This window comes from Rufibacter sp. DG15C, from assembly GCF_001577755.1.
Lineage (GTDB): Bacteria > Bacteroidota > Bacteroidia > Cytophagales > Hymenobacteraceae > Nibribacter.
Window position 1 is genome coordinate 3005278 of sequence record NZ_CP010776.1, and the last position, 24913, is coordinate 3030190.

18 protein-coding genes are annotated in these 24913 nt (G+C 51.0%); 6 read left to right on the forward strand and 12 right to left on the reverse strand.

What is annotated here, in order from left to right:
* Window positions 1–7: 7 nt before the first annotated feature.
* Entirely contained in the window at window positions 8–1360 is a 1353-nt protein-coding gene (locus tag TH61_RS12825; RefSeq protein ID WP_066510001.1) for a PAS domain-containing sensor histidine kinase, read from the reverse strand.
* Window positions 1350–2705, reverse strand: coding sequence for a sigma-54 dependent transcriptional regulator (locus TH61_RS12830; RefSeq protein WP_066510008.1), 1356 nt, complete (start codon window positions 2703–2705; stop codon window positions 1350–1352). The genes TH61_RS12825 and TH61_RS12830 overlap by 11 nt, the downstream gene beginning before the upstream one ends.
* A gap of 286 nt (window positions 2706–2991) precedes the next feature.
* Here TH61_RS12830 and TH61_RS12840 point away from each other — a divergent pair, with 286 nt between their 5' ends.
* The 3 genes from TH61_RS12840 (at window position 2992) to TH61_RS12850 (ending at window position 6534) form a co-directional block, all read left to right on the forward strand.
* Window positions 2992–3675, forward strand: coding sequence for an ABC transporter ATP-binding protein (locus tag TH61_RS12840; protein WP_066510016.1), 684 nt, complete (start codon window positions 2992–2994; stop codon window positions 3673–3675).
* A gap of 39 nt (window positions 3676–3714) precedes the next feature.
* Window positions 3715–6135 (forward strand): ABC transporter permease, encoded by a 2421-nt coding sequence (locus TH61_RS12845; RefSeq protein WP_066510018.1) that lies wholly within the window; start codon window positions 3715–3717, stop codon window positions 6133–6135.
* Between the two features lie 147 nt (window positions 6136–6282).
* Window positions 6283–6534 carry a hypothetical protein gene (locus TH61_RS12850; protein WP_066510020.1) on the forward strand — a complete coding sequence of 84 codons (252 nt, stop codon included), beginning with the start codon at window positions 6283–6285 and terminating at the stop codon, window positions 6532–6534.
* Window positions 6535–6592: 58 nt separating this feature from the next.
* On the opposite strand, the gene TH61_RS12855 is transcribed toward TH61_RS12850, so the two are convergent.
* Entirely contained in the window at window positions 6593–6961 is a 369-nt protein-coding gene (locus TH61_RS12855) for a hypothetical protein (protein ID WP_066510022.1), read from the reverse strand.
* 358 nt (window positions 6962–7319) lie between these two features.
* Between TH61_RS12855 and TH61_RS12860 the strand changes: the two genes are divergently transcribed.
* The 3 genes from TH61_RS12860 (at window position 7320) to TH61_RS12870 (ending at window position 12932) form a co-directional block, all read left to right on the forward strand.
* Window positions 7320–7685 carry a BlaI/MecI/CopY family transcriptional regulator gene (locus tag TH61_RS12860; protein WP_066510025.1) on the forward strand — a complete coding sequence of 122 codons (366 nt, stop codon included), beginning with the start codon at window positions 7320–7322 and terminating at the stop codon, window positions 7683–7685.
* A 12-nt stretch (window positions 7686–7697) separates the two neighbouring features.
* Window positions 7698–10088 (forward strand): M56 family metallopeptidase, encoded by a 2391-nt coding sequence (locus TH61_RS12865; protein ID WP_066510026.1) that lies wholly within the window; start codon window positions 7698–7700, stop codon window positions 10086–10088.
* A 336-nt stretch (window positions 10089–10424) separates the two neighbouring features.
* Window positions 10425–12932, forward strand: coding sequence for an outer membrane beta-barrel protein (locus tag TH61_RS12870; protein ID WP_066510029.1), 2508 nt, complete (start codon window positions 10425–10427; stop codon window positions 12930–12932).
* Between the two features lie 154 nt (window positions 12933–13086).
* Here the strand turns inward: TH61_RS12870 and TH61_RS12875 are convergent, their stop codons facing one another.
* The 9 genes from TH61_RS12875 to TH61_RS12915 all read right to left on the reverse strand — a co-directional run bounded on the left by TH61_RS12875 (window position 13087) and on the right by TH61_RS12915 (window position 24882).
* Complete coding sequence (locus TH61_RS12875) at window positions 13087–13536, reverse strand: energy transducer TonB (RefSeq protein ID WP_082780373.1); 450 nt, start codon at window positions 13534–13536, stop codon at window positions 13087–13089.
* Window positions 13537–13605: 69 nt separating this feature from the next.
* Window positions 13606–14268 carry a hypothetical protein gene (locus tag TH61_RS12880; protein ID WP_066510034.1) on the reverse strand — a complete coding sequence of 221 codons (663 nt, stop codon included), beginning with the start codon at window positions 14266–14268 and terminating at the stop codon, window positions 13606–13608.
* Window positions 14269–14274: 6 nt separating this feature from the next.
* A complete protein-coding gene (locus tag TH61_RS12885) occupies window positions 14275–16032 on the reverse strand; it encodes a hypothetical protein (protein ID WP_066510038.1) in 1758 nt (585 codons plus the stop codon).
* Window positions 16033–16224: 192 nt separating this feature from the next.
* Window positions 16225–16587 (reverse strand): hypothetical protein, encoded by a 363-nt coding sequence (locus TH61_RS12890; RefSeq protein WP_066510041.1) that lies wholly within the window; start codon window positions 16585–16587, stop codon window positions 16225–16227.
* A 173-nt stretch (window positions 16588–16760) separates the two neighbouring features.
* Window positions 16761–17804, reverse strand: coding sequence for a hypothetical protein (locus tag TH61_RS12895; protein WP_066510043.1), 1044 nt, complete (start codon window positions 17802–17804; stop codon window positions 16761–16763).
* Window positions 17805–17877: 73 nt separating this feature from the next.
* Window positions 17878–21333, reverse strand: a complete 3456-nt coding sequence (locus tag TH61_RS12900) for a hypothetical protein (protein WP_066510046.1) — start codon at window positions 21331–21333, stop codon at window positions 17878–17880.
* A 296-nt stretch (window positions 21334–21629) separates the two neighbouring features.
* Window positions 21630–23081 carry a hypothetical protein gene (locus tag TH61_RS12905; protein WP_066510048.1) on the reverse strand — a complete coding sequence of 484 codons (1452 nt, stop codon included), beginning with the start codon at window positions 23079–23081 and terminating at the stop codon, window positions 21630–21632.
* Window positions 23082–23083: 2 nt separating this feature from the next.
* Window positions 23084–23497, reverse strand: coding sequence for a hypothetical protein (locus TH61_RS12910; RefSeq protein WP_066510050.1), 414 nt, complete (start codon window positions 23495–23497; stop codon window positions 23084–23086).
* A 2-nt stretch (window positions 23498–23499) separates the two neighbouring features.
* Window positions 23500–24882 (reverse strand): hypothetical protein, encoded by a 1383-nt coding sequence (locus TH61_RS12915; RefSeq protein WP_066510053.1) that lies wholly within the window; start codon window positions 24880–24882, stop codon window positions 23500–23502.
* Between the last annotated feature and the right edge of the window lie 31 nt (window positions 24883–24913).

The window sequence follows — 24913 nt, forward strand, 5'->3', positions numbered from 1 at the left end:
TTCCAATCTACCCAAACCGCAGAATAAACGCGGTGCCCATGCCTTCTACAGACTGTACCTGAATGGTGCCGCGGTGCAGTAAGACAATCTGCTTGCACAAGCTCAGGCCAATCCCGCTGCCGGTCTTTTTGGTGGTGAAGAACGGAATGAAAATCTTCTCCTGCACTTCCTCAGACATGCCAATGCCGTTGTCGGTGAGTTTGATGACCACCTTCTTTTCTGCGTTGCTGTAGCCGGTGAGCGTGATGGTGGGTTGAGGCTTTTCTTTCACAGCTTCCACGGCGTTCATGACCAGGTTGATGAGCACCTGGTCCAAGAGATTCGGGTCAGCTTGAAGGGTGATGGCGGGGTCTTTTAAATCTACTTTTAAGGTAATGCCCCGCTGGGCCAACGTGGGTTCCAAAAGCCGCTGCAGGTTGGAGAACAGGTCTTTGAGCAGTACCTTTTCCAGATGCAGCGTGGTAATCTTGCTCAGGTTGCGGTAGGTCTCCGCGAATTTCAACAAACCCAGACTTCGGTGTTTGATGGTAGTAATGCCTTCTTCCAGGTCCTCTAAATCATGGGCGGTGGCTCCGTGCGTTTTGGTGTCCTGCAGGCGGTTTTTAAGGGTGTCAGCTAAAGAGGAGATGGGCGCGATGGAATTCATTATCTCATGCGTCATCACGTTCAACAGCTTCTGCCAGGCCTCAGACTCGTTTTCGTCCAAGGCCTCATGCACGTTCTGGAAGGCCACTAGTTTATACCTGGCGCCCTCGTTCTGAAAAGAAGTAGCGGAGAGGAGCATTTTGACATCGCCTTTCTCCAAACTCACGGTGCGGGCCACGGCAATCTTGGTCTGCCCGGGCTGCAGACCGTACACCGCCTCATAAAAGCTCTGGTCGCGCTTGGCCAAGGAGTGGATGGTTTTGAGGTAGGGAATATGGAGCTGCCTTTTAAACGACTCGTTCATCATGACCACTTCGCCAGAATCCAAATCATAGGAAAGAATGCCTGTCTCCACCAGTTCCAGGACCTTCTGCAGGTATTGGTGTTGGGTTTCCTTTTCGCGGTTGATGGTCAGGAACGTGGAGTTGATTTCATTGTAGCCTTTGCGCAGTTGCTGTAACTGCACGGGCGCTTGCTTCTCACTGAAATAGCGGGAGAAATCACGGTAATGCACCGCCTCCAGGAACAGCTTTAGTTCTTCTTGCGCCTGTTTTAAGAATTGCACCAATTCATATACTTGGTAGAGGCCCAGCGGCACCAGAAACACCAGCAGCTCTGACCAGCCTTGCAGGACCACCGGCACCGGCAGACTGAGCGTGACAAACAGAAACGCCACGCGCAGTAAGAGCCGCCCTTCAAAATTCTTAAATGTCATACTTGCCTAAGCGTCTGTAGAGCGATGTGCGGGTGATGCCCAGTTCCTTAGCGGCCTTGGTGAGCACGCCGTTGTGCTTTTCAAGCACGCGGATGATGGTAGCTTTTTCTATTTCCTCCAAATTGGTCTCAGTGGCGGCAGTTTCCTCCACGGCGCCCGACTCAATAGGGGAGAAGAGCATGTCCCTGGCTTCCAGCACTGGCCCGTCTGCCATAATTACGGCACGTTCAATGGCGTACTGCAACTCGCGCACATTCCCCGGGAAGTGGTAGCTTTTGAGCTTGTCCAGCGCCCCTTTGGAAAGTTCAGGCGTGGTCTTGAAGTACTTGTTGGCATAGAACTCAGCGAAGTGCTTAGCCAGCAGTACAATGTCATTACCGCGCTTGCGCAAGGGCGGCACCACAATCTCCACGGTATTGATACGGTAAATCAAATCTTTTCTAAAGCGCGCCTCGCTTGCCAATTGCGCCAGGGAAACGTTGGTGGCACAGAGCAGGCGCACGTCAATGTTGATGGGCTCATTGGTACCCAACCGGATAATTTGCCTGTTCTGCAGTACGCTCAGCAGTTTGGCCTGCTGGTGTAGGGAGATGTTGCCAATCTCATCTAAGAAAATGGTACCCTTGTTGGCAGCTTCAAACCTACCCATGCGGTCATCCTTGGCGTCTGTGAATGCGCCTTTCTTGTGCCCGAACAGCTCGCTCTCAAACAAGGATTCGGTCAAGGCGCCCACGTCTACTTTAACAAAGGGCTTGTCGGCGCGCAGGGAGTGCTGGTGAATGGCCTTGGCGATGAGCTCCTTTCCGGTGCCGTTTTCCCCCAGTATCAAGATGTTGGCATCGGTGGGCGCTACTTTCTTGATTTTGTAGAAGATGTCCTGCATGGCTTCAGACTCACCCAGCAGTTCAGACCCAATGACCTCGGACCCTTTCACGGTAGAGGAGGAGGCGTTGCCAGATTTGTTGCTAATGCCGTCCTGGATGGTCTGTATTAGCTTGTCATTAAGCCAGGGCTTGACCACAAAATCAAAGGCCCCTTCTTTGAGTGACCGAATGGCCAGGTCAATCTCGCCGTAGGCAGTAATCATAATGACCGCGGCCTCACTGCCCAATTGCTTTATCTTCTTAAGCCAGTACAGTCCCTCATTGCCGGTGTTAATGGAAGAGACAAAGTTCATGTCCAGTAGGATGGCGTCAAAGGTGTGCTGCCTGAGCAGGGCCGGCAGGTTCTCAGGATTTTTCTCCGTGACAATCTCCTTCACCTGCGGGCGCAGTAGCAACTTAACCGCCGTCAGCACATCTGGGTCATCATCCACTACCAATACAGAAGCCTTCTTCAATTGCATAACTTACTCTCTTTCTCATTAAAGAAACTACAATTATGCCATTGTTCCAAGACGCTGATTGTGAGCAGTATTCCAAGATATGGATAGTGCCCGCGCGTGCGAATTCGCACACATCAGGCGCGAAAATGCACGCGCGGGCTCAAGGGGATGTTTGTAAACGGCTGAAAATGAGCGATTATCTAGTTTGGCACCAGGTGTGCAAAGGGTTGGGCAGCACAGAGCCACCCAAGGGAAAGCACTTGACCCCTGGCCTGTTTTATCCGCTGAACCCTAAAAGACCAAACCGATGATACAGATTTCTAACTTAGAGAAAGTATATCGCACCGATGAGATGCACACCACCGCTTTAAACAAACTGACCATTACCGTGAAGGAAGGCGAGTTTGTGGCCGTGATGGGCCCCTCGGGTTGCGGAAAGTCCACCTTGCTGAACATGCTGGGCTTGCTGGACGAGCCAGACGCCGGCAGTTTCCAGTTCAACGGCACCGAGGTCACCCAACTCAATGAAAAGCAACGCTCCACCTTGCGCAAGCAGAACATCGGCTTCGTGTTCCAAAGCTTCAACCTGATAGACGAGCTGACCGTGTTTGAGAACGTAGAGCTGCCTTTGATTTATATGGGCGTAAAACCAGCTGAACGCCAGAAGCGCGTGGAAGAGGTGCTGGAGAAAGTGAAAATCAAGCACCGCCAGAACCATTACCCGCAGCAACTGTCGGGTGGGCAACAGCAGCGTGTGGCGGTGGCTAGGGCCGTAGTCAATAACCCGCATTTGATTCTGGCAGATGAGCCCACCGGGAACCTGGACTCCTCCAACGGCAACGAGGTCATGGAACTGCTCACCGAGCTCAACACCCAGGGCACTACCATCATCATGGTGACCCACTCAGAGCATGACGCCCACTACAGCCACCGGGTCATTAGAATGCTGGACGGCCAGACTGTCCTGTCAAATGTGCTGGCGCAGGCCTAACCAAAGAAACAGAGAACGAACAGTATAAATCTAAAGAAGATGTTCAAGAACTACTTTAAAGTCGCGTACAGAGGCCTTATCAGGCATAAGGGCTTTAGCATTACCAACATTGCCGGCCTGGCGCTGGGCTTGACCGCCTGTCTGCTCATTGGCTTGTTTGTGTATGATGAGTTGCAGTATGACAAGTTTGTGCCCGAAGGCGACAGGGTCTACCGCGTCTACAACTTCGCCAACCTGGAGGAGACCAATGACCAGATTGCAAGCGTACCGCCTATGTTTGGGACCACCCTGCAGCAGAGCTTTCCGGAGGTGGAGACCAGTGTGCGCGTTCTCATGCAGCAATGGGACGGCCAGGCGCTCATAGAGGCGGGCAACAAGCGTATCTATGAAAAAGGCGGCCTGGACTCAGACCCTACCTTCTTTGAGGTGTTCCCGCTCACGTTTGTGTACGGCTCCCCGGAGAAGGCCCTGGATGACCCATCGTCGGTGGTGATATCAGACAAGTTCTCTGAGAAGGTGTTCGGGAACGCAGACCCGGTAGGCAAGAAGGTCATGATTGACAAGGAGACATACCTGGTGAAGGGCGTTTTCCAGAGCAACTCCAAGTTCCATTTGCCCATCAACTACATCCGGAACATGGAGCGGTTCAAATTCCCGGCGGAGCGCATGAACAGCTGGGGCTGGCAGCAGTTTTACACCTACATTAAACTGAAGGAAGGCGCTGACCCAGACGCCTTGCTGGCCAAGTTCAGGGCGGTGACCAAAAAGCAGCTAGACCCAGAGACCAACAAACCAGAGGATTACCTGCCGGATTTTCAGCCGCTCCAGAAGGTTCACCTGTACTCTGCCGCCTTTAAGTTTGACCAGTCCAACAGAGGGAACATCACCTACGTGAAGGCCTTGAGCATCATTGCGGTCTTCATCCTCTTGATTGCCTGCTTCAACTTCGTAAACCTGGCCACGGCCAAGTCCTTGCAACGAGCCAAGGAGGTGGGCGTGCGTAAAACCATCGGCGCAAGCCGCACCCAACTCATGTTCCAGTTTCTGGCGGAGACCCTGTTGATTACCCTTATCAGCGTGATAGTGGCCGCGGCGCTTACGTCTTTGTTCTTGCCGGCGCTCAATGACTTCACAGAGAAGGAGATGACGTTCAATATATTCACCAGCCCTGGGCTGCTGCTGTTGCTACTGGCTTTGGTCTTAGTGGTGGGCGTGCTGGCGGGGCTGTACCCGGCCATGGTACTGTCTGGCTTTAAACCGGTGAACGTCCTGAAGGGCGCGGTGGTGAGCGACGGCGGGCCGGGCAAGATTCCGTGGTTGCGCCATGGCCTCATTGTCCTGCAGTTCTCGCTTTCCATCTTCCTGATAATCTGCGCGCTGGTGGTGTACCAGCAGGTGAGTTTCCTGCACAACAAGGACCTGGGCTTCAACAAAGACCAAATCATGTTCTTCCCGATGCGTGGCGACAACATGTACAAGAACTATGAGACGTTTAAGAATGAATTGGCCAAATCGCCTACCGTGGCCAGCGTGTCCATCGGCTATGGCTTCCCGGGCGATGCCACGGCCGGAGACGGCATAGAGGTCATTAAAGACGGCGAGCGCCAGCACCACGGGGTGGCCCAGCTGATGGTGGACCATGACTACATAAAGACGCTGGGCCTGAAACTGGTGGCCGGCCGAGGCTTCTCCAAAGACATGCCCACGGACAAGGACCAAGCCTTCATGCTGAACGAGACCGCCGTGAAGGAGCTGGGGCTGGGCACGCCCGAGCAGGCCATTGGCCAAAGACTGGAGTGGAAGATGTGGCTAGACAAGGACACCATCAAAAAAGGCCAGGTGATTGGCGTGGTGAAGGACTTCCATTTCAAGAGCCTCTTTGACAAGATGGACCCTACGGTGCTGCAGATTTTCCCGGGGGCCAACTGGAAGGTGGCCGTGAAGCTGAAGGGACAGAACGTGGCCGCGGGCATTGGCCACGTGAAAACCGTCTGGAACCAGTTTTCCCCTGAATACCCCATTGAGTACAAGTTCATGGACGACAACTTTGAGGCCATGTACAAAGCCGAAGACAAGCTCAAGTCCCTGCTCTGGATTTTCACGGGCATGGCCATTTTTGTGGGCTGTCTGGGCTTGTTCGGGTTGGCTGCGTACGCGGCCGAGCGGCGCAAGAAAGAAATTGGCATTAGAAAGATTCTGGGCGCCGAGACCTCTTCCATCGTCACTTTACTGGCCAAGGACTTCCTGAAGCTTGTGTTGATTGCGGCGGTGTTCGCCTTCCCGGTGGCCTGGTACGCCATGAGCGTCTGGCTCAAGGACTTCGCCTACCGCATTGACATTCCCATCTGGGTGTTCTTCGTGGCCGGGATTCTGGCTTGTGTGGTGGCCTTTGTGACGGTGAGCTTCCAGGCCCTGAAGGCGGCCACGGCCAACCCGGTCAAAAACCTGCGCATGGATTGATGTGCCTAATCGTTTTTGGCCTGTTTTCTGGAAAACAGGCCAAAAACGATTTTTTACGTGGCATACTTTGGCTTAAGCCATTGATTGGGGAACTGCGTAAAACCTAGCTATAGCGTTGAGTATGAGTTATTACCAAACAAATAGACTATGGCTAAGGAAAGCAGAATCTTGAAAGCATTGTATACTTTGGCAACCGGCCACGGGAATCCTTTAGAAGCTAGAATCAATCCGGTAGAAATCTCAAAGCAAACGCCCGGCTTGTCACTGGGAGAGGTGGAGCAGGAGATACGGGACTTGGACCTGAAGAAATGGGTGGTGATGGAGCGGTCAGACACCCTGGATATGTACTGTCGGTTTACGCCAGTGGGTTTGCAGGAGGCAGAGAAGTATGCCAGCTGACACTTCTTGTTCTTCGTTTTTGGCCTGTTTTCCAGAAAGCAGGCCAAAAACGAAGGATTTATTCCTGCGGCTGGGCGGTGCTGTTGAAGTTCTCTAAAGGAAGGTACAGTTCCTGGCCCGTCATGACAAAGAAGAAGTTCTGCAGATGGTGCACGTACTCTACCGGGGCGCTGGTGGCAATGTAGCCGCCGTTGAACACAATCTCGTTGTACTCGGGGTCCAGGGCCCACTGGCTTAGCTCCGGGAACGTGTACTCATGCTCCAGGTCGTTGTAGGTGGCGCCGGTGAGCCAATCTGGGGTGAGGGGAATGGGAGCGAAGGAAACGGGCTCGCCGGATAGTAGGGCAATCAGCCGGGGCGCATCTATCGCCACGGGCCTGCCAGCCTCTAATACCAGGTTTCCTAACCGTAATTCGTTCGCAAACATCCTGCAATATAAGGGTATTCTCCTTTTGACAAAGGAAACAGCCTGGGCGCACCACCCAAGCGTATTCTACCTAACCTCCCGCAAGGCCTAAATATTGTGGCGTGCAAAAGTAAAATCGCTTCACCATCTGCGGGCAGATGTCGGTTAATACCAGGCATAGGCACCAAGGTTAATGGCTTAACCCGCTTATTTATAGGTAGTAATAAAAAATTTTTATAAAGCCGAAAGCCGTTTCAGACGGCGCTTGGCCACTTTTTAGGCATCAGATTAAAATATTTACTCCTAACACAGTAGTTTTTCTCCTAATGTATTAGGAGTTGTCCTAATCAATTAGTAGTTTAGTGTAAACTTTACCGCTATGCAGAAATTAGGGAAACGAGAAGAGCAGATTATGCAGGTTGTATGGCAGCTGGGAAAGGCCTTTATCAAGGACATCATAGACGGCCTGCCAGAACCTAAACCGCACTACAACACTGTGGCCACCATGGTGAAAATCTTAACCGAAAAGGGATTTTTGCAGGCCGAGAAACTGGGCAACACCTTTCAATACAGCCCCAAGGTTCTCCTAGCCGACTACCGCCAGCAGGACATGGCCAGCATCAAGAAAAAGTACTTCGGGAATTCTTTCGCCAACATGCTCACGCACTTTGCCAAGGAAGAGAACCTGTCTGACAAGGAGCTGGACGAGCTTATTCAATTGATTAAGTCAAAGAAATCAAACTAAACCATTTGCGCCATGATGGAATATCTGTTGAAAGTTTCCTTGGTGATGGCCGTGGGCTTTCTGTTTTACAAGCTGGTCTTGCAACAGGAAAGCTTCTTTGCCACCAACCGGTTCTACCTGCTGTGCTGCCTGGTACTGGCCTTTGCGTTTCCGTTTGTGAACATGCCCCAGCTGGTCAAAAACCAGGGCGTTGTCTCCTCTCTGTTCCAGGAGAAGGAAACCGTGACGGAAACCACGCCTGGCGTGGCCAGTACGTCAGTAGAAAGGCTTCGGGTCCAGACAGTGGAGCCCGCTGCCTCTGTGGCTTCCCAAAGCGTGACGGCGCAGGAGCCTGCTAGTTCGGGTTCTTCCATGGTGGCAGAGACGGAGAAAGCCTCTGCAGCAGCGGAAACGTCGGTGCTGGAGGGTAGAAGCTGGGGATTCTGGCTGGCTATGTTCTATGTGTTCGGCGTGGCCATTTTCTGCCTCAACCTGCTGTTCCAACTGGTGGCCACCCTCTGGAAGGTCTACCGAAGCCATGACAAGGTGGAGGACGGCGATTACGTCATCATCAATACCGCTAAACCGCAGGCGCCCTGCTCTTTCTTTAAATACATCTTCATCCACCCAGACTCTTATGATTTTGACACCTATGAGCAAATCATAGCGCATGAGAAAATCCACGTGCGTTTGGGTCACACCCTGGACTTGCTGCTCGCCGAACTGGCCGTGGTGGTCCTGTGGTTCAACCCGCTGGCCTGGCTCTATAAGCGCGAAGTGGAGAAGAACATTGAGTACCAGACAGACGCCATCCTGCTGGGCCAGGAGCAAGTGAGCCCCGACAGCTACCAGATGAGCCTCCTGCAGATTGCCTGCCCCCAGAAACCCCTGAGCATTACCACCAACTATAACCAGTCCCTGTTAAAGCAACGAATTTGTATGATGAACGCTAAGAAATCCACCCCGCACGCCTTCTGGAAGTACGCCTTCCTGGCCCCGCTGTTCTTCGGGACGCTGTTGGTCTTGAATGAGCCCGCCACCAGCCACACCATGCCGCTGCCAACCTTGACCGTGCAGGAGATACTCCCAGAAACACCGGCCGCCAAGAAAGAGAGCGTGCCAGTGGTGCCTGCCCCTAAACCCGCACCGCAAGCCGCTTCGGTTGCGCCAAACGCAGTGCAAACCACGCCGAAGTCTGCTGCCAAAACCAAAGCAGCGCAGCAACAGGAGCCCAGCCGCCGCAACAACAATTTCTCCATCAACAACACCGGCGGCTCAGTGGACATGTCTGAGGGCTACTGGTACGGCCACACCACAGCCAAAGAGTACTGTGTGGAGCTGAAGGGCAACAAGTCTACCTCTACCTGGAACATGTCCCGCTGCTTTGACAAAAGCCTGATTAAGAAAACTGGTGCCGATGTATTTATCATGACCAGAGAGGCCGGCACCCAGCAGTTCAACGGCAAGCTGGACGAAGAGGTGAGCCAGGGCAAATACACCTTCACGCCCAACAACTCTTTTGTGAGCTACCTCAACAAGCAGGACATCAACACCAAGGACACCAACCAGAACCTGTTGTTCTTCCTGTTCCTGGGGGATGTGAGCAAAGACTACGTGGGCTACCTGAAATCCAACTACGGCGAGGTGAGCGGCCGGAAACTAGAGGAGCTGGCCATCCATGGCGTGACCATGGACCAGTTCAAGCAGTTTGTGACGCTGTTCCAGAAGCACAACAACTCCAAGCCATCCATCTCTGAGGTGATTGAGGCCAGAATCCATGGCATCTCTGAGAATTACGTGAAAGAGCTGCAGGCGCTGGGCTACAAAGACGTGCCTTTAAGAAAGATGATGGAGGCCAAAATCCATGGCGTGTCCAGCCAGTATGTGGAAGGGTTGAAACAGGCCGGCTATACGAATCTGTCTCTGGACAAAGTCATCAGCGCGAAAATCCACGGCGTGACGACCGAGCGGATTAAGGAGTTGAAAGCCATTGGCGGGGCAGACCTGACTCTGGACAAAGCCATTGAAATGCGGATTCACGGTGTGACGGCAGATTACATCAAAGATTTAAGCAACGCCGGCTACAGCAACCTCACCTTGAGCAAAATCACCGAAGCCAAGATTCACGGCGTCAACTCTGCAACCATCAAAGCCTTGAACAGCTATGGTTTTAAAAATCTGTCCATTAACCAAGTCATCAATGCCAAGATACACGGCGTGAACGGAGACTTCTTACAGGGCCTTGAGAAAGAGGGTTTCAAGAACCTGAGCATTGACAAAGCCGTGGAAGCCAAGATTCACGGCGTGACCGGTGACTTCATCAAGGAGGCCCGCAAAGACGGCTACAACCTGAAGTCTTTGGACGAGTACATCAACGTGAAAATAATGGGCTATAGAAGAGCCAACAGAGACCGCTCAGAATAGCCTTTACCTATCCAGAATAACTATCCGTTTTTGGCCTGATTCCTAGGAATCAGGCCAAAAACGGATTCTATGGAACCCAATCTCCACCACCCATCCCTTCCTGCCGGAGGCTGTGTTTTGCCGTTTGAGAATCCTACAGACCCTCCCACTTTCCCAGCCGAGCCAAATTAAATGTGCCAGTTTTCTTACAACACTGCGCTGGAGACAAAGCCACCAAAAAAATTTGCAATATTTCTTTGAAAGGTTGGGACTATCCGTGCAACCATCATGATTTTGAAAAGTCTTTATAGTATACTTTCAAACTAACCTAAACTCTACACTTCAAACACTTTTACAATGAAAAAAAGAGCCCGCATTTTGCTGGGCCTGCTATGCTTTTGCCTTTTCTGTTTGGGGCAAGCACAGGCTCAAGGCACCACCCAGGCGCCCGCCGCATCTGCTGAGAATGGTCCCGGGAAAATCTCCGGTACGCTCACAGATTCCCTCACCCAGGCTCCCCTAGAGTTTGTCACCGTGGCCCTGCTCAAGAAGGGCACCACCCAGTCGGTGGGCGGTACCATCACCGATGAGAAAGGTAGGTACACCTTCAACGGTTTGCCGGTGGGTGACTATTCCTTGGCCTTCAGTTTTATTGGCTATCAAACCAAGACTTACCCCAGCGTGAGCATTACACCAGACAAGCCCCAGGTGACGGTGAACAACGTGCGACTGGCGTCCTCAGCCAAGCAATTGAAAGAGGTGAAGGTAGAGGCGTTGCGTCCTACCATCACGCAGGAGGCCGACAAGATTGTGGTGAGCATTGAAGGTACGGCGCTGGCCGCGGGTAGAACCGCCTATGACGTACTGGCCAAGTCGCCGGGGGTGTTTGTGGACCAGGACGGTAACATTCAGTTGAATGGTAGGGGCGGGGTGACCGTGATGATGGATGGTAAACTGACGTACTTATCGCCTTCTGATTTGCGGACCGTGCTAGAGGGAATGTCGGCGGAGAACATCAAGAACATTGAAATCATCGCCAACCCCACCTCTAAGTTTGACGCCGAGGGCACGGCGGGTATTCTCAACATCAACCTGAAGAAGAACGAGATACAGGGCCTGAACGGGAGCGTGTACGGCACCTACAACACCAACTTTAAACAGCACGGCTACTCTACGGGCGGCAACATCAACTTTAAGACCGGCAAGTGGAACTCCTTTGCCAGCATTGACCAGATGCAGCGCATAGGCAACCGCGAAGGGACGTTTGAGCGCGTCTATGACGCCGAGGGCGGTAAAATCTACTTTGACCAGACGGCCAACGGTCAGCACAAAAACCAGGGTCCGCCCACCTTCCGGATTGGTACCGACTACAGCATCAATGACAAGCACAGCGTGGGCGCTTTGACCGCCTTCAACCAGAACACGGTGTGGGTGGATTTTATCACCGACTCTTATATGGGAGATAACCGGCAGAACCCTGAGACGTTCATCAACGCCAATAACTTCTTGACCAACCGGTTCAGGAGCTTTACCAACAATGTCCACTACCAAGGAAAGCTAGACACGGTGGGCACTACGCTCTCAGCTGATTTTGACTTCGTGAAAATCTCCAACGCCGGCCACTCCAACTTTTACAATTACTACACTGACCTATCCGAAGCAAGCCGCCCTACTACCCAGGATTTCCTGTACACCGACACCGACAACGGCTTTGACATCTACTCCGGGAAGATTGACTTTGTCAAGCCTTTGAATAAAATAAGCAAGTTTGAGTTAGGCGCTAAAGCCAGCCGCGTGGTATCTGACAATGACTCACGGTTTTACTTCAACAACACCGGACTGGTCTTGGACCCTAACAGAACCAACCATTTTATCTATGACGAAAACATCTACGCGGGGTATGTGACCTACAGTAACAAGTTTGGCGAAAAGTTTCAGGTGCAGGCGGGTTTACGAGGTGAGAAGACCGAGTCTACCGGTGAGTCTCCTACCATGAACCAGGTAAATGAAAGAAGCTACTTTAACCTGTTCCCCACCTTGTTTGTGCAGCAAAAGGTAAGCGAGAACTATCAGATTGGCTACAACTATAGCCGCCGTATTCAGCGCCCCAATTATGGCAACCTGAACCCGTTCATCAGCTACCGTGACCCATTCACCTACACCACGGGTAACCCGCAACTGCGCCCGCAATACACCCACGCCGTGGGCATTACGCAGACGTTCAGGAAAGACTACATCTTGACGCTCAACTACCAGTACGTGAAGGACGTGATGTCTGAGTTGCCGTATCTGGACGTTGAGAACGCGACCACCATTTATACCACCGGCAACGTGGATGATTTACAGAACGTGAGCATGACGGCCATCACGCCCATTAAAATCATGAAGAACTGGGACACCAACAACACGCTCACGCTGTCCTATAATGAGTACACGTTCTTGACCAACACAGATGGTCAGCTGAACTCTGATAACAACAACCAGCGTGTGGTCAACTCTCAGTTTTTGTACATGCTCCAGTCAAGCCACAACATTCTGCTACCCATGGGCATTCAGCTGGAAGTGAACGCCGCAGGCCGTGGACCAGGAGTCTCAGGTCTGTACAAGGTAGGTGCCATGTGGTGGGTGCACGCTGGTCTTAAGAAAAGCTTCCTGGACAAGAAACTGGACCTGAGCGTGAACGTGAACGATATCTTCAGAAGCTACCGCTTACGCTTTGACACTACCATTGGCCAGAACATCAACAACTTTGACCAGTACCTCTACCAGCGCACGTTGGGCGTGACGCTTCGCTACAAATTCAGCAAAGGACAGAAGGTAGAGCAACGCAAAACCACCAGCCCAGACGAGCTGAACAGAACATAGACATCATTTGGTTTAATGGGAAAGGCGTCCTTCATTTTTGGCTTGGTTTCTAGAAAACAGGCTAAAAATAGAGGGACGCTTTTTTGTGTGCAGAATAATTATTTAAAGTAGCTTAAAGCGTTGTGGAACAGAGAATCCTAAATTAATAAGGATTTTATCTTACAGAAAATTTCCATGGGAGTGTAAACATCGAGTTAACCACCTTGTCATCTTTCATTGCAGGCTTCCATTGGCCGCTAGTAAGTTGAACAACTCTTATTAGCTCCGCTTCAATTTCTGGGTACATTGGTTTGTCTACTTTGAAGTCAGTAAGATTTCCTTGTTTATCTACAGTGAATAATAAAAGTACGTCTCCTGACAAGCCATATCTTATAGCCGCACCAGGAAACCTATATTCCTTGCTGATAAAACGCATTAAATTATATAAATCGTTTTTGGAGTTCTTTTTGGGCGCAAAGAATGCTTGTGCGTCTACTTCTTCTTTTGAATAAACCTTAGTTGAATCTTGAGTCGGCATGCTCGAAGTAAGTTCTTGGGCGGTTGAACTTAAGCTGAAAGTAAATATGAACAGAGCCAAGAAAAGAGATAGATATGCTTTTTTCATTTAATAAAGTATAAAGGTCAAACAAAGGTAAGTAATGAGAGTTGGCAAGAAGTATATTAAATATTAAAGCTATTTTGATACAGATGTGGTCGTCAACGTCCCCACCTTCGGAAGAATCTGAATCACGAAGCGTCTGTCCCGTACATCACCAGTCCGGCCGGCGCCTTCAAAGCCACTGCCCGAGGCGATGAGTTCGATGCGGTCTTTGGGGAAACGGATGCCCGCGCTACGCCAGAATTGGAGGAGTGCCAGAGCGCGTTTATAGCTCAGTTCCAAGGCATATTCCCTTTGGGTAGCGTTTCTGGGGTCACCCTGAGGAAAGGAGGCGGCGCGGCCGTCAATCACAATCAAGTATTTCACATCAGCGCCTTGTACAGAGTTTAACACACTGCTGAGTTCTTCGCCAGCACGGCGCAAAGGCATCAAGGACCGTTGCGGAATCGTGGCACTGCTCTGGGCAAACAACACGTCCACCAACAGCTCATGCCGTTTGTAGCGCTCGTTGTACTGAAAGTAGCGGCTATCCAAACGGGAGAGGGCTTCCTTGATTTCGTCTAGCTTGCGCTTTTCCTGCACCTCTACTTTGAGCTGGGCAATGTTGCGTCGGTTCTCAGAATCCTTATCAGTGAACATCTTGAAACTGAGCACAAACAAGACCAGCATGATGAGGAAGAGCACCGTCATGAGGTCCACGTAGCTGGGCCAGAAAAAGTCTTTGTTTTCCTTGTTCATGGTAGGTTACGGCCGGCGTCTGTTTATCTGTCCCTTCCCGAAGATTTTGCCCATGGCGGCCTTTATCGGTCCCGGCTCCAGGGTACGCTCTACGTTGTCATTCAAGACGGCCAATTGTTGCAATAGAGCCTGCTGGACCTGCGTGTCGGTTTCCAGTTTGCGCAACAGAGCGTCATTGGTTTGCTTGATTTCCTGGGCCAGTTCTGCCTGTTGTTTATTGAGCGTGTCCTGCTGGCTGTTGAGGTTCTTGAACGGTTGCATGTACTCCAAAATGCGCTGGTACAGGTTGTCCTCGTTCAGACGCCTGAAATGCTCCTGCCACTTCTCATAGGCGTTCTGGGCATCGCGCTCCTGGTGTTGTAAGCGGGCCTGCATCAGGTCTGTCAAACGCAATGACGCTTTATCGAAATACTGTTCGGTGCGGTTGGCAATGTTGTCCAGTTCCTCCTCATGCTTTGAGAAGAAATTCACTTGCCGTCTAATGGATTCATCATGCTGTTTCAAGTAGCCCGGTAATCTATCAAAACCTTCTTGCAGAGAAGTTAATCTACCTAGCACCTGTGAGATGTTCTGCGTCAATTCTCCGCCCTTGCGCACCGATTCATTCAACGCCTCCTGGTACTGCAGGAAGTTCATGAACAGGCGTTCGCTTTCCTTGATTTTGTCAAATACCTGCAGGTTGGCGTTGGCCATCTGCGTGAAGCCAATCTCGTCTAGTCGCTGAATGAATTCCTTCTGGGTGCTGATGTTATCCGTGAGCGTTTCCACGATGGGCCGGAAACCCAGAATCTTGTCCAGAAAGTCTTTGTTGAACGAGTCCAGCACGGATTTCAGGTTACCCAGACTGGCGGCCATGTCACTGTTCAACTTTGGCAACAGGTGCGTTTGCAGGAAGGTGTAGTATTCGTTTTTGTTTCTGTCCCGCAGGCTTCGGGCGTTCTTAAGGGCGTTGTTGCCCATCATGGTCAAAAGCAAACCGCAGAAACTGCCGGCCATGGCAATGAGCACCCCAAACAGGAAAGAAGGAATATTTTGGTCCGTGATAAATGAGCCTTCGTCTGCTGTGGCGCTTCTTAACCCGGTGTACACCAAGCTGGAAAGACCGATGATGACCCCAGAGAAAGTACCTAGTAAACCGACATACAAGGGCGTGGAAATGGTGGATTGCACTTCTTCGTCCAAGGAATCTGAATACCGCTCGGCTACGTCCTTGAGAATGGTAAAATCAGCGGCGGCACCTTTGTTCAGGCGCAGATACTCATTGGTGCTTTTGAGTATCTTCTGGAAAACCGAGGACGGGTTTTGCGCGTGAATTAGCTCGGTGGTTTCAGTTGATTTAGCCAAAGGTTTCTGAGCCAGTTTGTTGGCCTGAATATGCTCTTCTAAGAAGATGTTTCCCTGCTGAACGGACTGCTTGAATTGCGCAATGGGAACTGTGTAAAAAGGATTGGCTTCGTCCTGCGCAGATATGTGCAGTTCCTCAGAATCAACAGCCACAATGCGCTTAATGACCGGACTGCTAGGCGAGCCTTCCCTAAAATCTTTGCCATAGACCAACTGCTCCCAGAGCTGTTCCTGTGAGATAGAGGCTACTTTGTCTGGCACCGAGCCGTCCAAGGGCGCACGCTGAACAGACAGCCTTGACTCATCTGGGAAAAGGTCTTCTATGGTCTCAATCTTGCGACGGTTAGCCATGTACACGCGCCATTGGTAGCCAATGATGACCAGGACCAAAAGGGCTTCTAAGATAAATATTACTTCCATGGAAAGGAGGTTGGTTTGGGTAGTGTCACTGAAGGAAGATTGCGGGATTGTTTGATTTTCTTGCTTCGTTTTTAGGCTGTTTTCTGAAAACTAAGCCAAAAACGAATTGACAGTGACCGTTTTAAAAAAGGCTTCAACGTGAAATCAAGGTTTGCTTCTCATTAATACAAAATGTCCTCTAGATAGAATGAATTATAATTCAGCTAAAATCTTCTCATAAAAGGGTTGAATTACTTCTTCCAATTTACGCCTTTGTTCCTTTTCTAAAATGTGAAGTTTCTTTGGGTAAGTTTGAGTAGGATTAATGGCTATCTCTAACAATAGTTCTTTTATTACTTGTTGCTTAGGTAAGCCACGTGATAAGATTCTAAAGGTAGTTTGATTTAAAATCACAGGTCGATTCCAGCCAGAGCTATCAAATTTTTGGGCAGAAATAAGAAAAGTATGTTTAAGGCCAATCCAATCTTTAGGGACATACTTAAGAACTGTAAGGACATCCTGTTTTGTGACAGAATGCATAGGTTCGGTATTAATCGCCTCAGTTATAATTCTCATTTATTTCAGAATTAGCCATCAGGAAAGAACTTCTGATGTAGCCAATGAATGTACCTAAAAATTGCCAGATTTAACTAAGAATCCGTTTTCGGGCTATTTCCTGGAAAACAGCCTGAAAACGGATTCAATTCTTCTACTCCAAAATGGCAGAAATTGGGTAAAAGAAAGGCTGTTTAACTAAAGTCAATGCGGGCTTTTTCCTGAATCTTCCAGCCACTGCCGGTTCTGGTCAAAACACCATCGCCTTGCTGTACAATTCTGGTCACCATACGGTTAGAAGGCTTCTCAAAGTTGAAAGCGTTCTCAAGTCGGTCCATGCCCTGTGAGATGACGAAGGCGTGGTTGCCGGCCAGGTTAAAGCGGTACCGGGTTTGGGTACTGCCTTCCTGCGGGGTGTCAATTTCCAGGTAGCTGTCAGAGTCGGGGCGCTTTTGCAGTTGGTGCGTTTTGATGACGCCGTCCTCCGGGATGATGGCAAACCTGATAGGAGACTCCGGCTCCTGCGGTGCCTGCTGGGGCTGGGACAATTCGTTCAACAAATCATCACCAACCATGCCACCGCCCACCATGGGGTTCTGCATAGGTCTGTTCTCATCTGAGGACGAGTTCTGGTCTTGTGGGTTCATGCCATCTCTTCTTCTAGGTTCGTTTCTGCGCTGTTGCGGTTGTTGCTGTTGCACACGGGCTGGCTGTTGCCCCATGTCACCGTCTAGTGGTTGGGCTGGTTGCTGGCCTTGTTGCGGGTTGCGGGGCTGTCGTCCTTCCTGAGGTTGACGTGGCTCTCTAGGCTGTCTTGGCTGTTGTTGCGGAGCCTGACCTTCCTGACGGGCTCTGGGTTCTTGCGGGGCCCGTTGAGGCTGTGGCTGAGCTTGCTTCGGCTGACGCTCCTGTGGTGGCTGTTGAGGCTGAGGTGCCTGTTGTCTGGCGTTTTGCTGAGGCTGTTGTTTCTGGCGCTGCTCTGGCGCCGGTTGCTGTCCTCTGGCAGGCTGGGCCTGTTGAGGTTGTTTGGGTTGGTTTCCGCGCTCTGGACGGCTTTCCTGCTGTGGGTTTCTTGGGTTGTTCCGTTTGAAGTTGTTTTCCAGTCCCTTCAGGCCAGACTCCAACTCGCGGTTCTTCTTTTCTAGTGAGCTGATTCTATGCAAGAGCCCGCTTACTTTAAAGAAGGTGAAGCCGGCTAGCAGAACCGCCACAATTGCTATGATGAGAGGTATAGTCATACCAAATGTTTTAATGGTTAGAGGATACTAAAACCGCCGGTGCTTTTCTCCAGCACCGGCGGTCTTTTTAAATTTATACAATGGCACCCACCTGCTGGTGGTACAGTTCTTTAGATAGCAAGTACAGTGACTGCTTCAATGGCATAAAGAACATGGTCTCTGGGATGAGCTCACGGTCAGAAAGTCCGCGCAGGGTCTCTTCCAAGACCATGGTGTAGCTGTCCTGGATGTTGTTGCGCATGAAGTTGAGCACCCAGTGCGGGTCTACCTCCACGCCCATAGAGCGCATCAGAGGAGCCACATCGGCATCGTCCAACAAAAGCGTCAAGCAGTTCATGACGTTGTCCAACACCTCGGTTCTGAGCGTAGACGAAATCTGGCTCTTATTCACCGACTTCATGGCATCTTCCCCAGCCACGGCACCTGTTGGGCGCATGATTGGAATATCTGTCAAGTCAGAAAGGTTGGCGCCTTCCAAGGCCATGGCCCCACCGTTGGCCGTCACTTGCTTAGGATTGTCCACCAACACCAGCTTGAAGTTGCTAGGCGCTTCCTGGCCGGTCACTTTCTGGAAGATGGTTTTAGCATAACGCTCCACGTTGGTGAAGTTGGTGCCCGCGGCCAAGAGTTTGATGTACAAACTACCCTGACCCGAGAAGCAGATGTAACGCGGAACCTGCGTGCCCAACAACTGGGTAAGCTGTGCCAAATGGTACATCAAGGCCCCGAAGTGCAGATAGAACATCAGTCTAAGCTGACGCGCCTGCAACAACTGAGAGCTGTAATTTAACTCACGGTCATAGCTAAACAGCAAACTGGTAATGTCCGCGGACCCGAAGTCTGGGTTGTCCAAAGCCGTTTCCAGGAACTTCTTGTATTCCTTGCCTTCCTCAGACAAAGGAATCTGCATGATATGGGACACACCGTATTGCAACAAACCGTTGTCTTTGCTGGTCTTGACAGAGGCGAAGCCATCGCCCCACAGGTCATTCCCAGCAAACCGGAAGGATGCGCTGTGCGAAGGCTTACGGTTGGTGAACAACAGCACGTCTGTAGTACCACCGCCTATGTCTACGTTAATCAGGTTTTCATCTTGGCTAGGCACTACCACACCGGTTCTGGACAGGAAGTAGAACGGTGCCACAGACTCTGTGATGCAGGCCGTGTTTCTTCCGTTTTTGAACACCGTCTGGTACACGCCGTCCCATACGTTCTGGAACATGTTGCGCGAGTAGTCATCAAAGCTCAACGGCGCAAACCATACCACTTTGGTGTTGGCCACGTTGCCATGGTTCAAGACTACTTTGTTTTTGATGAGCAACATAATTTCGGTGAAGAAGGCTTCAATCCGGCGCTTGCCGGTATTGGACAGCGTCTCACTCCACTTCAAGTCAGTATGGTAGCTCTGCTTGTATTGGTCTTGGTGCGTGCCTTCGGTGTTGATGGAGAAGCCTATGTTGATGTTTCCGAACAAGCTTGGAATTTGGTTCTCAAAGTCAATAGACTCGCAGGTAGCCGTTCTGGTAGGGAAAGAGTAAAGCGACCCACCCGAGCCGATAATCAACGGAATAAACTCACGCTTCAGCAAGGTCTCCACCGCAAATAAACGCCCGAAGCCACGCTTATGGAAACGCTGGTAATCTGTCAAAGACGCGTCCTCTGAAGGCTTGTTCAGCATCACCAACTGTAAGTCATTGGCCGTGATGGAGAACTCTTTCGGGGCCTGGTTAGCACCGGCGGTGTAGGCGATGTGCGTATTGGACGTCCCGAAGTCAATGGCAAAGGTAAAGCTCTGAATACCTTGGTGCATCTGTTGGAACTTAGGCACAATCAGCGCCTTGCCCGTCACATCCACGCCTTGGTGCGTCAGCTCAGCGTAGTCAAAGTGCGTGCCCCTTATTTCATAGTAAGTACTACCGGCACTGCTGTTGCTTTTCTTGGTCCGTCTTTGGGACGTAGCCGACATGAACCCTCCACTGGCGTCCAGTTGGCGTCCGCCTACATAGAAGTTCAATGTATGGTTTCTGTTCACCAAGAGTGGGTCAATGTCCTCGTCTACCAGCATCACTTTGTAGAAGTCATTGTAAGTAGGCGCGTCCACAAACTTGTAGAACGGGAACACCCCTATGCCCACGCGTGATTTCAGGATGTGGCCTTTCTCTGGAATAATCTGCCCGTGTGGGTCTCTGGAGTTGAGCGGGTTGTCATAGTAACTGCGCTCATACACCACCGGGCCATGCTCTGTCGGGATAGACAAGGTCACACGGACATGGTTCACGTCTACATAGAACGTGAGGTGATTGGCCAAATCCTCAGGTGTAAAGTAATCAAAGTACGTGCTGGTGATAGGCAACAGGTAGTTGAAGACTTTCTCAGTGACACCCGGCTGGTACAAGACGGTCCCGCTGTAGAAACGGTCTGTGTTTACCTCGTAAGGCACTTGCACAATGGTCTCTTGCAAGAGGTCATTGATGGTAAGGTACGGGTAGTTGAAACCCACGCCCGGCAACGAGCGCGCAGGGATTTCTTTTTCATCTGAGTAGCCCACCTGCGTGTTGGTCGGCCAAGCCAGGTTGTTTACATACTTCACGTGCGGGGCCAAACGCAAGTCTGGCTTAAGCACGATAGGACGGTCTCCCTGGAAAAGATTGTTGGTAGGGCGCAGGAACAAGTCACTGCTGGTCACCGCGGTCTGGTCTTTCTTCACTAGGAAGTTCAAGTGGCCCACGTGCACCGGGTTCTGCTGTAAATCCACCAAGGGCAAATAGTCATTGATGACCGCATTCTGGCCCATCACCCCAGACATAGAGATGCTTTTTAACACCGCTTCATCCAAGGCATTGTACACCGCCGGGAAGGCCTGGATGTACGCCGGGTTAGACACGAACAGCTTGTGTACGTACTCTTTGAAATCACGCTCGCGGTCATTCAATGACACGAAGTTGTTGTCAAAGTACACACCCACATTCTGCGCTCTATTGATGGAAAGCGGTTGCACGTTAGGAGACACAAACAGGAAGGTGAACGGCGAAGTACCACCCAACAACTGCATGTGCTTGTTACCCCGTCCATCCGTAGATTCCAGATAAAAAAGGAACAAATCATCCACACCTTTAAACTTGGGGTCGTTCATGAACAGCTCCAGCGTTCTGCCCAACAATTGCGTGTTAGGGTTGGACTGCATGGCATGCAACTGCTGTTGCTTGTTCCAACGTCTAATAACAATCTTGTTACCGCCCTGGGCGTAGCTTTGGTGATTGTAGAGCAGTTCCCACAAGTCCCAGAAGTGGGTCACAAACTTATGGTAGATGCTGTTGGGGGTGCTGGAGACGCCTTGCTTGACAAAGTCAAAGGCGGTCTCAAACAAGTGCATGCGCGCGAAAGGCGTAGGGATGGAGGCGGTGATTTTCTGGGCTCTGCCACCGGCACCGTCGGTGATGTCTTTTATCTCCGTGCTGGTAATCTGGCTAGTTTTTGCCCAACCTTCTACGTTAGAACCGGTCTTATGAAGTCGAAGTACTTTCGGCATAAATCAATCTGTTTTTAAGGTGTTTTCAGAAAAAGAGGCCAAAAACGAATTTGGGGGATGGCCTCTATTTCTTTCCTTTTGTTTATTTCTTCCATCAGGAAGAATTGTTACTTCTGCTAAGAAGATTTGCTACTTCTTCGTCCCCCTTTGAAGGGGGTAGGGGGATGATTCTTATAAGGTGATTCTCCCCTTGAGGGGAGCGTAGAGGGGTGTTTACATTGCAAACGTTCTCTCCAACGATTACACCCCTAAAGTCCCCTCAAGGGGACAATCCCTACTAATCCCAATCCCTTTTATCAAGAATACTTAAGCTTCTCTTCTACCAAATTATTAGTAGCTATCTCAAAGGCTTTGATGGTGGCTTTGAAGGCCTCGCGGTCTGAGATGGATTCTGAGGCGCGGTTTAACTCTTTCACAAACGCGCCTTGCGAGATGCCTTTATTCAGGAAACCAGTCTCTACCTGCTTGTCAGATACCATGCGGTTGAAGTCGGTCTCATGAAGGTGGAAGGCAGAGAAGGTGCGCTCCATCCGGCTTAATTCTTTCAACCAGGCCTCATAGCCAATGTCTGGGCTGTTCAGGAACTTGTTCAGCTCCTTGAAGATAGGCTCGTTGCGCATGGCACCTCCTAAGTCAACACCCTTTGCGTAGGCCGCTTGCGCGTCGTCCGGCACGTGGTTGGCGTAGTAGCGGGCGAAGTAATGGAAGCGAATCAACTGCTTGGCAATACGGTCTCTGGTCTCGGTGTCCAAATGCGAGAACTGTACATTGTCTACGTCTTCACGCAAGCCAAACTCATGGTAATGCGAGTTACCCGTCAACTCATTGTCTGAGTAGTCCATGAAGTCAATGATGGAAAGCGCGCTCAAAAGTTCTACCAAGTGAGCGTCGTTTTTCTGGCTAGCCCGGCCTGGGTTGTTCTCCAACGGACGGTCTGGCGTGTCACCCATGTAATAGGTGGCGTTCACCCCAGTCAGGTGGTTCTGGTAGTAAGAAAGCGCGTCCTTGGCCTTAGTAGTAAAGGTGTTGGAGTCAATAAAGTCAGCGTCCACGCCCGGGGCTGGTTGCTCCAGTGTGAAGTACGGCAACACCACCATGGCTCCTGTCAACGCCGAGTTCAAACTAGACGCATTGGGCAAGGTAGAGTGCTGGTCTTTGAAGTTCTTCAGCAACAGCGGGAAGCCAGCTGCGCCGGTACCGCCAAAGATGGAGCTCACAAAGAAGATGCGGTCGCCGGCCTGAAAATTAGACGCGAAAAAGCGCATCTCAGGAGATTCAATAATCTCGTTCAAGACCACACTGCCCACGTTGGGGCTTCCTCTAAAGCCCACATCCAGGCTGTTGTTGAGGTTCTCTGGCGTGAACAATAAGTCTACCAGCGCCTGGGAGTCAATTTCCAATTGGTTGTAGCCTACGTGGTCTTTGAACGGCTTGTTGATGCCGCCAAAGTCATACACAAATGAGTCCCTTACTTTAGAGGAACCGTCGCCGGAGATACTGGAAAGCGTGCTGATGTTGGTATGGAAAAAACCCTCTTCGCGCTTGCCCAGCTGGTCATGCAGGTGCTTGTAGGTTTTAAGCAGTTCTACTGTGCGATTCATGTCCCCGTTCTGCGTGTCTGGGTCAATGATGATGGGCACAATCTTGTCACAGTTCTTGATTTTGACACCGGCGGCCATGAGCATCACCAACGAGCGAATCACTCGGGAACCCGTTCCGCCAATTCCGAATACAAAAAGTTTTGCCATAATTATCTAGTGTGGGGCCATTTCATGGGAGTAGTCCAAGCCTGGACACTTCCCTTTTTAAGCAATAGGGAGAAAATGAAAAACAGGATTAAGCTGAGCACCGCGTTTACAAAGGCAAACGTGTAGGTGTAAGAATGAGTATCAATGTCGGCGCCGCTCACCTGAGAAATAGGGATGATGAAGGCAATGATGGCATTGATGGCCAAAAAAATGTACCAGTGTCTTGGCTTGTAGAAACCGGTGCTCAATGCGCGGTTCAAGACATAATAATAGAGCACTACCATGACCAGCGTGATGATGAACAGCATGAGACCGGTGTTGGGGAACACCACCTCGCGGTAATCATTGGTGAAACTGGCTGGCATGGGCCGGCCCAAGAAAAGCTCATACAGCCCGGAGAAGAAATTCTGAATCATCCTTAGTTGGTTTCTTTGTTAAACTTCATTGTAGCACTAAATACAAACTCACTTTTATCTCTATAGAGCGCCTGCACGCCGTCTATAATCTTATTGAACTGGTACGTTTTTCTGGGCGCTGACGCCGGATTGTTGTCATTGCCCGTGGACCATTGACTTATCCAGGACGGTACCGCTTGTGGTAAATTCAACGTGATGGAACCGGTGTTGGCCGTCAACTGAGGCACCTTTACCCGCACGAAATGGGTAAACTGAGACACGCCCGGTGCGGACTTGGTATCTTCATTGGCTACAAGGATGGTGCCAATAGACGCTTTGCCACCGGTGGTAGTCAGCTTTAGGTTCTGCTTCAAGTAGTCCGCTGACTGCATGGTGGCCGGTAAATTGCTCAAGTCCAGCCCGATGGTGAACTCCACCGGCTCTTTATTTTCTGGCGCTAGATTTATAGTGGTACACGTTTCAGCGGTTCGGCTGGTGCAGTACACCACGCCCATGGGCTTGAAGGCATTGGCTTTAAGGACGGCTGAATACGGCACGCTGGCATATGAAAACCCGAAATACGCTTGCTGGGCCGGCAGGTTGCGCAATACTTTTTTGGTGAACGTCTGCACCTCGTCCTGTTTGCCAATCACCCAGATGTAGAACGGAATCTCCTGCCCGGATAGTGTCTGCTTAACCGCCGGCTTTTTCACAGCCGGGTAATAGTTGCCATAGAACGGCGATGCCTCCGCCAAAACCGCCACTACCAAATCCTGATGCTCAGCCTGTTTTAGACTGCTCCTGATGTCGGCGTCCAAAGACAGAAACTGGCCGGGGTTGTTAGGGTCTGGGCCATGGATAAAGTCAGAGACCACCACGCTCAAGGCCCCACGTTTGGTGGAGTTGGACAAGGCGGCCTGCAACATGTCTGGCAGGGGAGTGCCCAACACGTTGTCTTTGATGCCGCTGACAATGGTCAGTTTTAGAGTGTTGTATGAAACGCTATCCAGTACGGGTCTGCCAGCATTGTCTTGTTTGGCCAAGTAAAAGCGCTTGTCATCTACGTGCACGCCATCCTGCACCTCAGAAATCAATTTGGTCAACCGGTTCTGGAACGTGGTGGGCTCCTTGTCGGCGGCGGGAGGGGGCATAAAGCCTTTCATGCCGTTGGACACCTCCAGGTAAATGTCTACGTCTACTTTGGTGTTGGCTACGGGTGCTGGCTCAGGGGTTGTGGCGGAGGGTTCCTTTTGGTCACGCGAGGAGGCTTCCTCTGTAGTGGTGGTCTCCGTTTCTTCGCGGGCTCCCTTTTTTTCAAAGCATCCGGTGGTCATTAGCGCCAACCCCAGGCAGAGCAGGGGAAGGGTAGTACCAAGGAAGGGTGCTTTATAGATTTTGCTGTTCATGTTCATGTGTACTTACTAAGATTCCTGATGA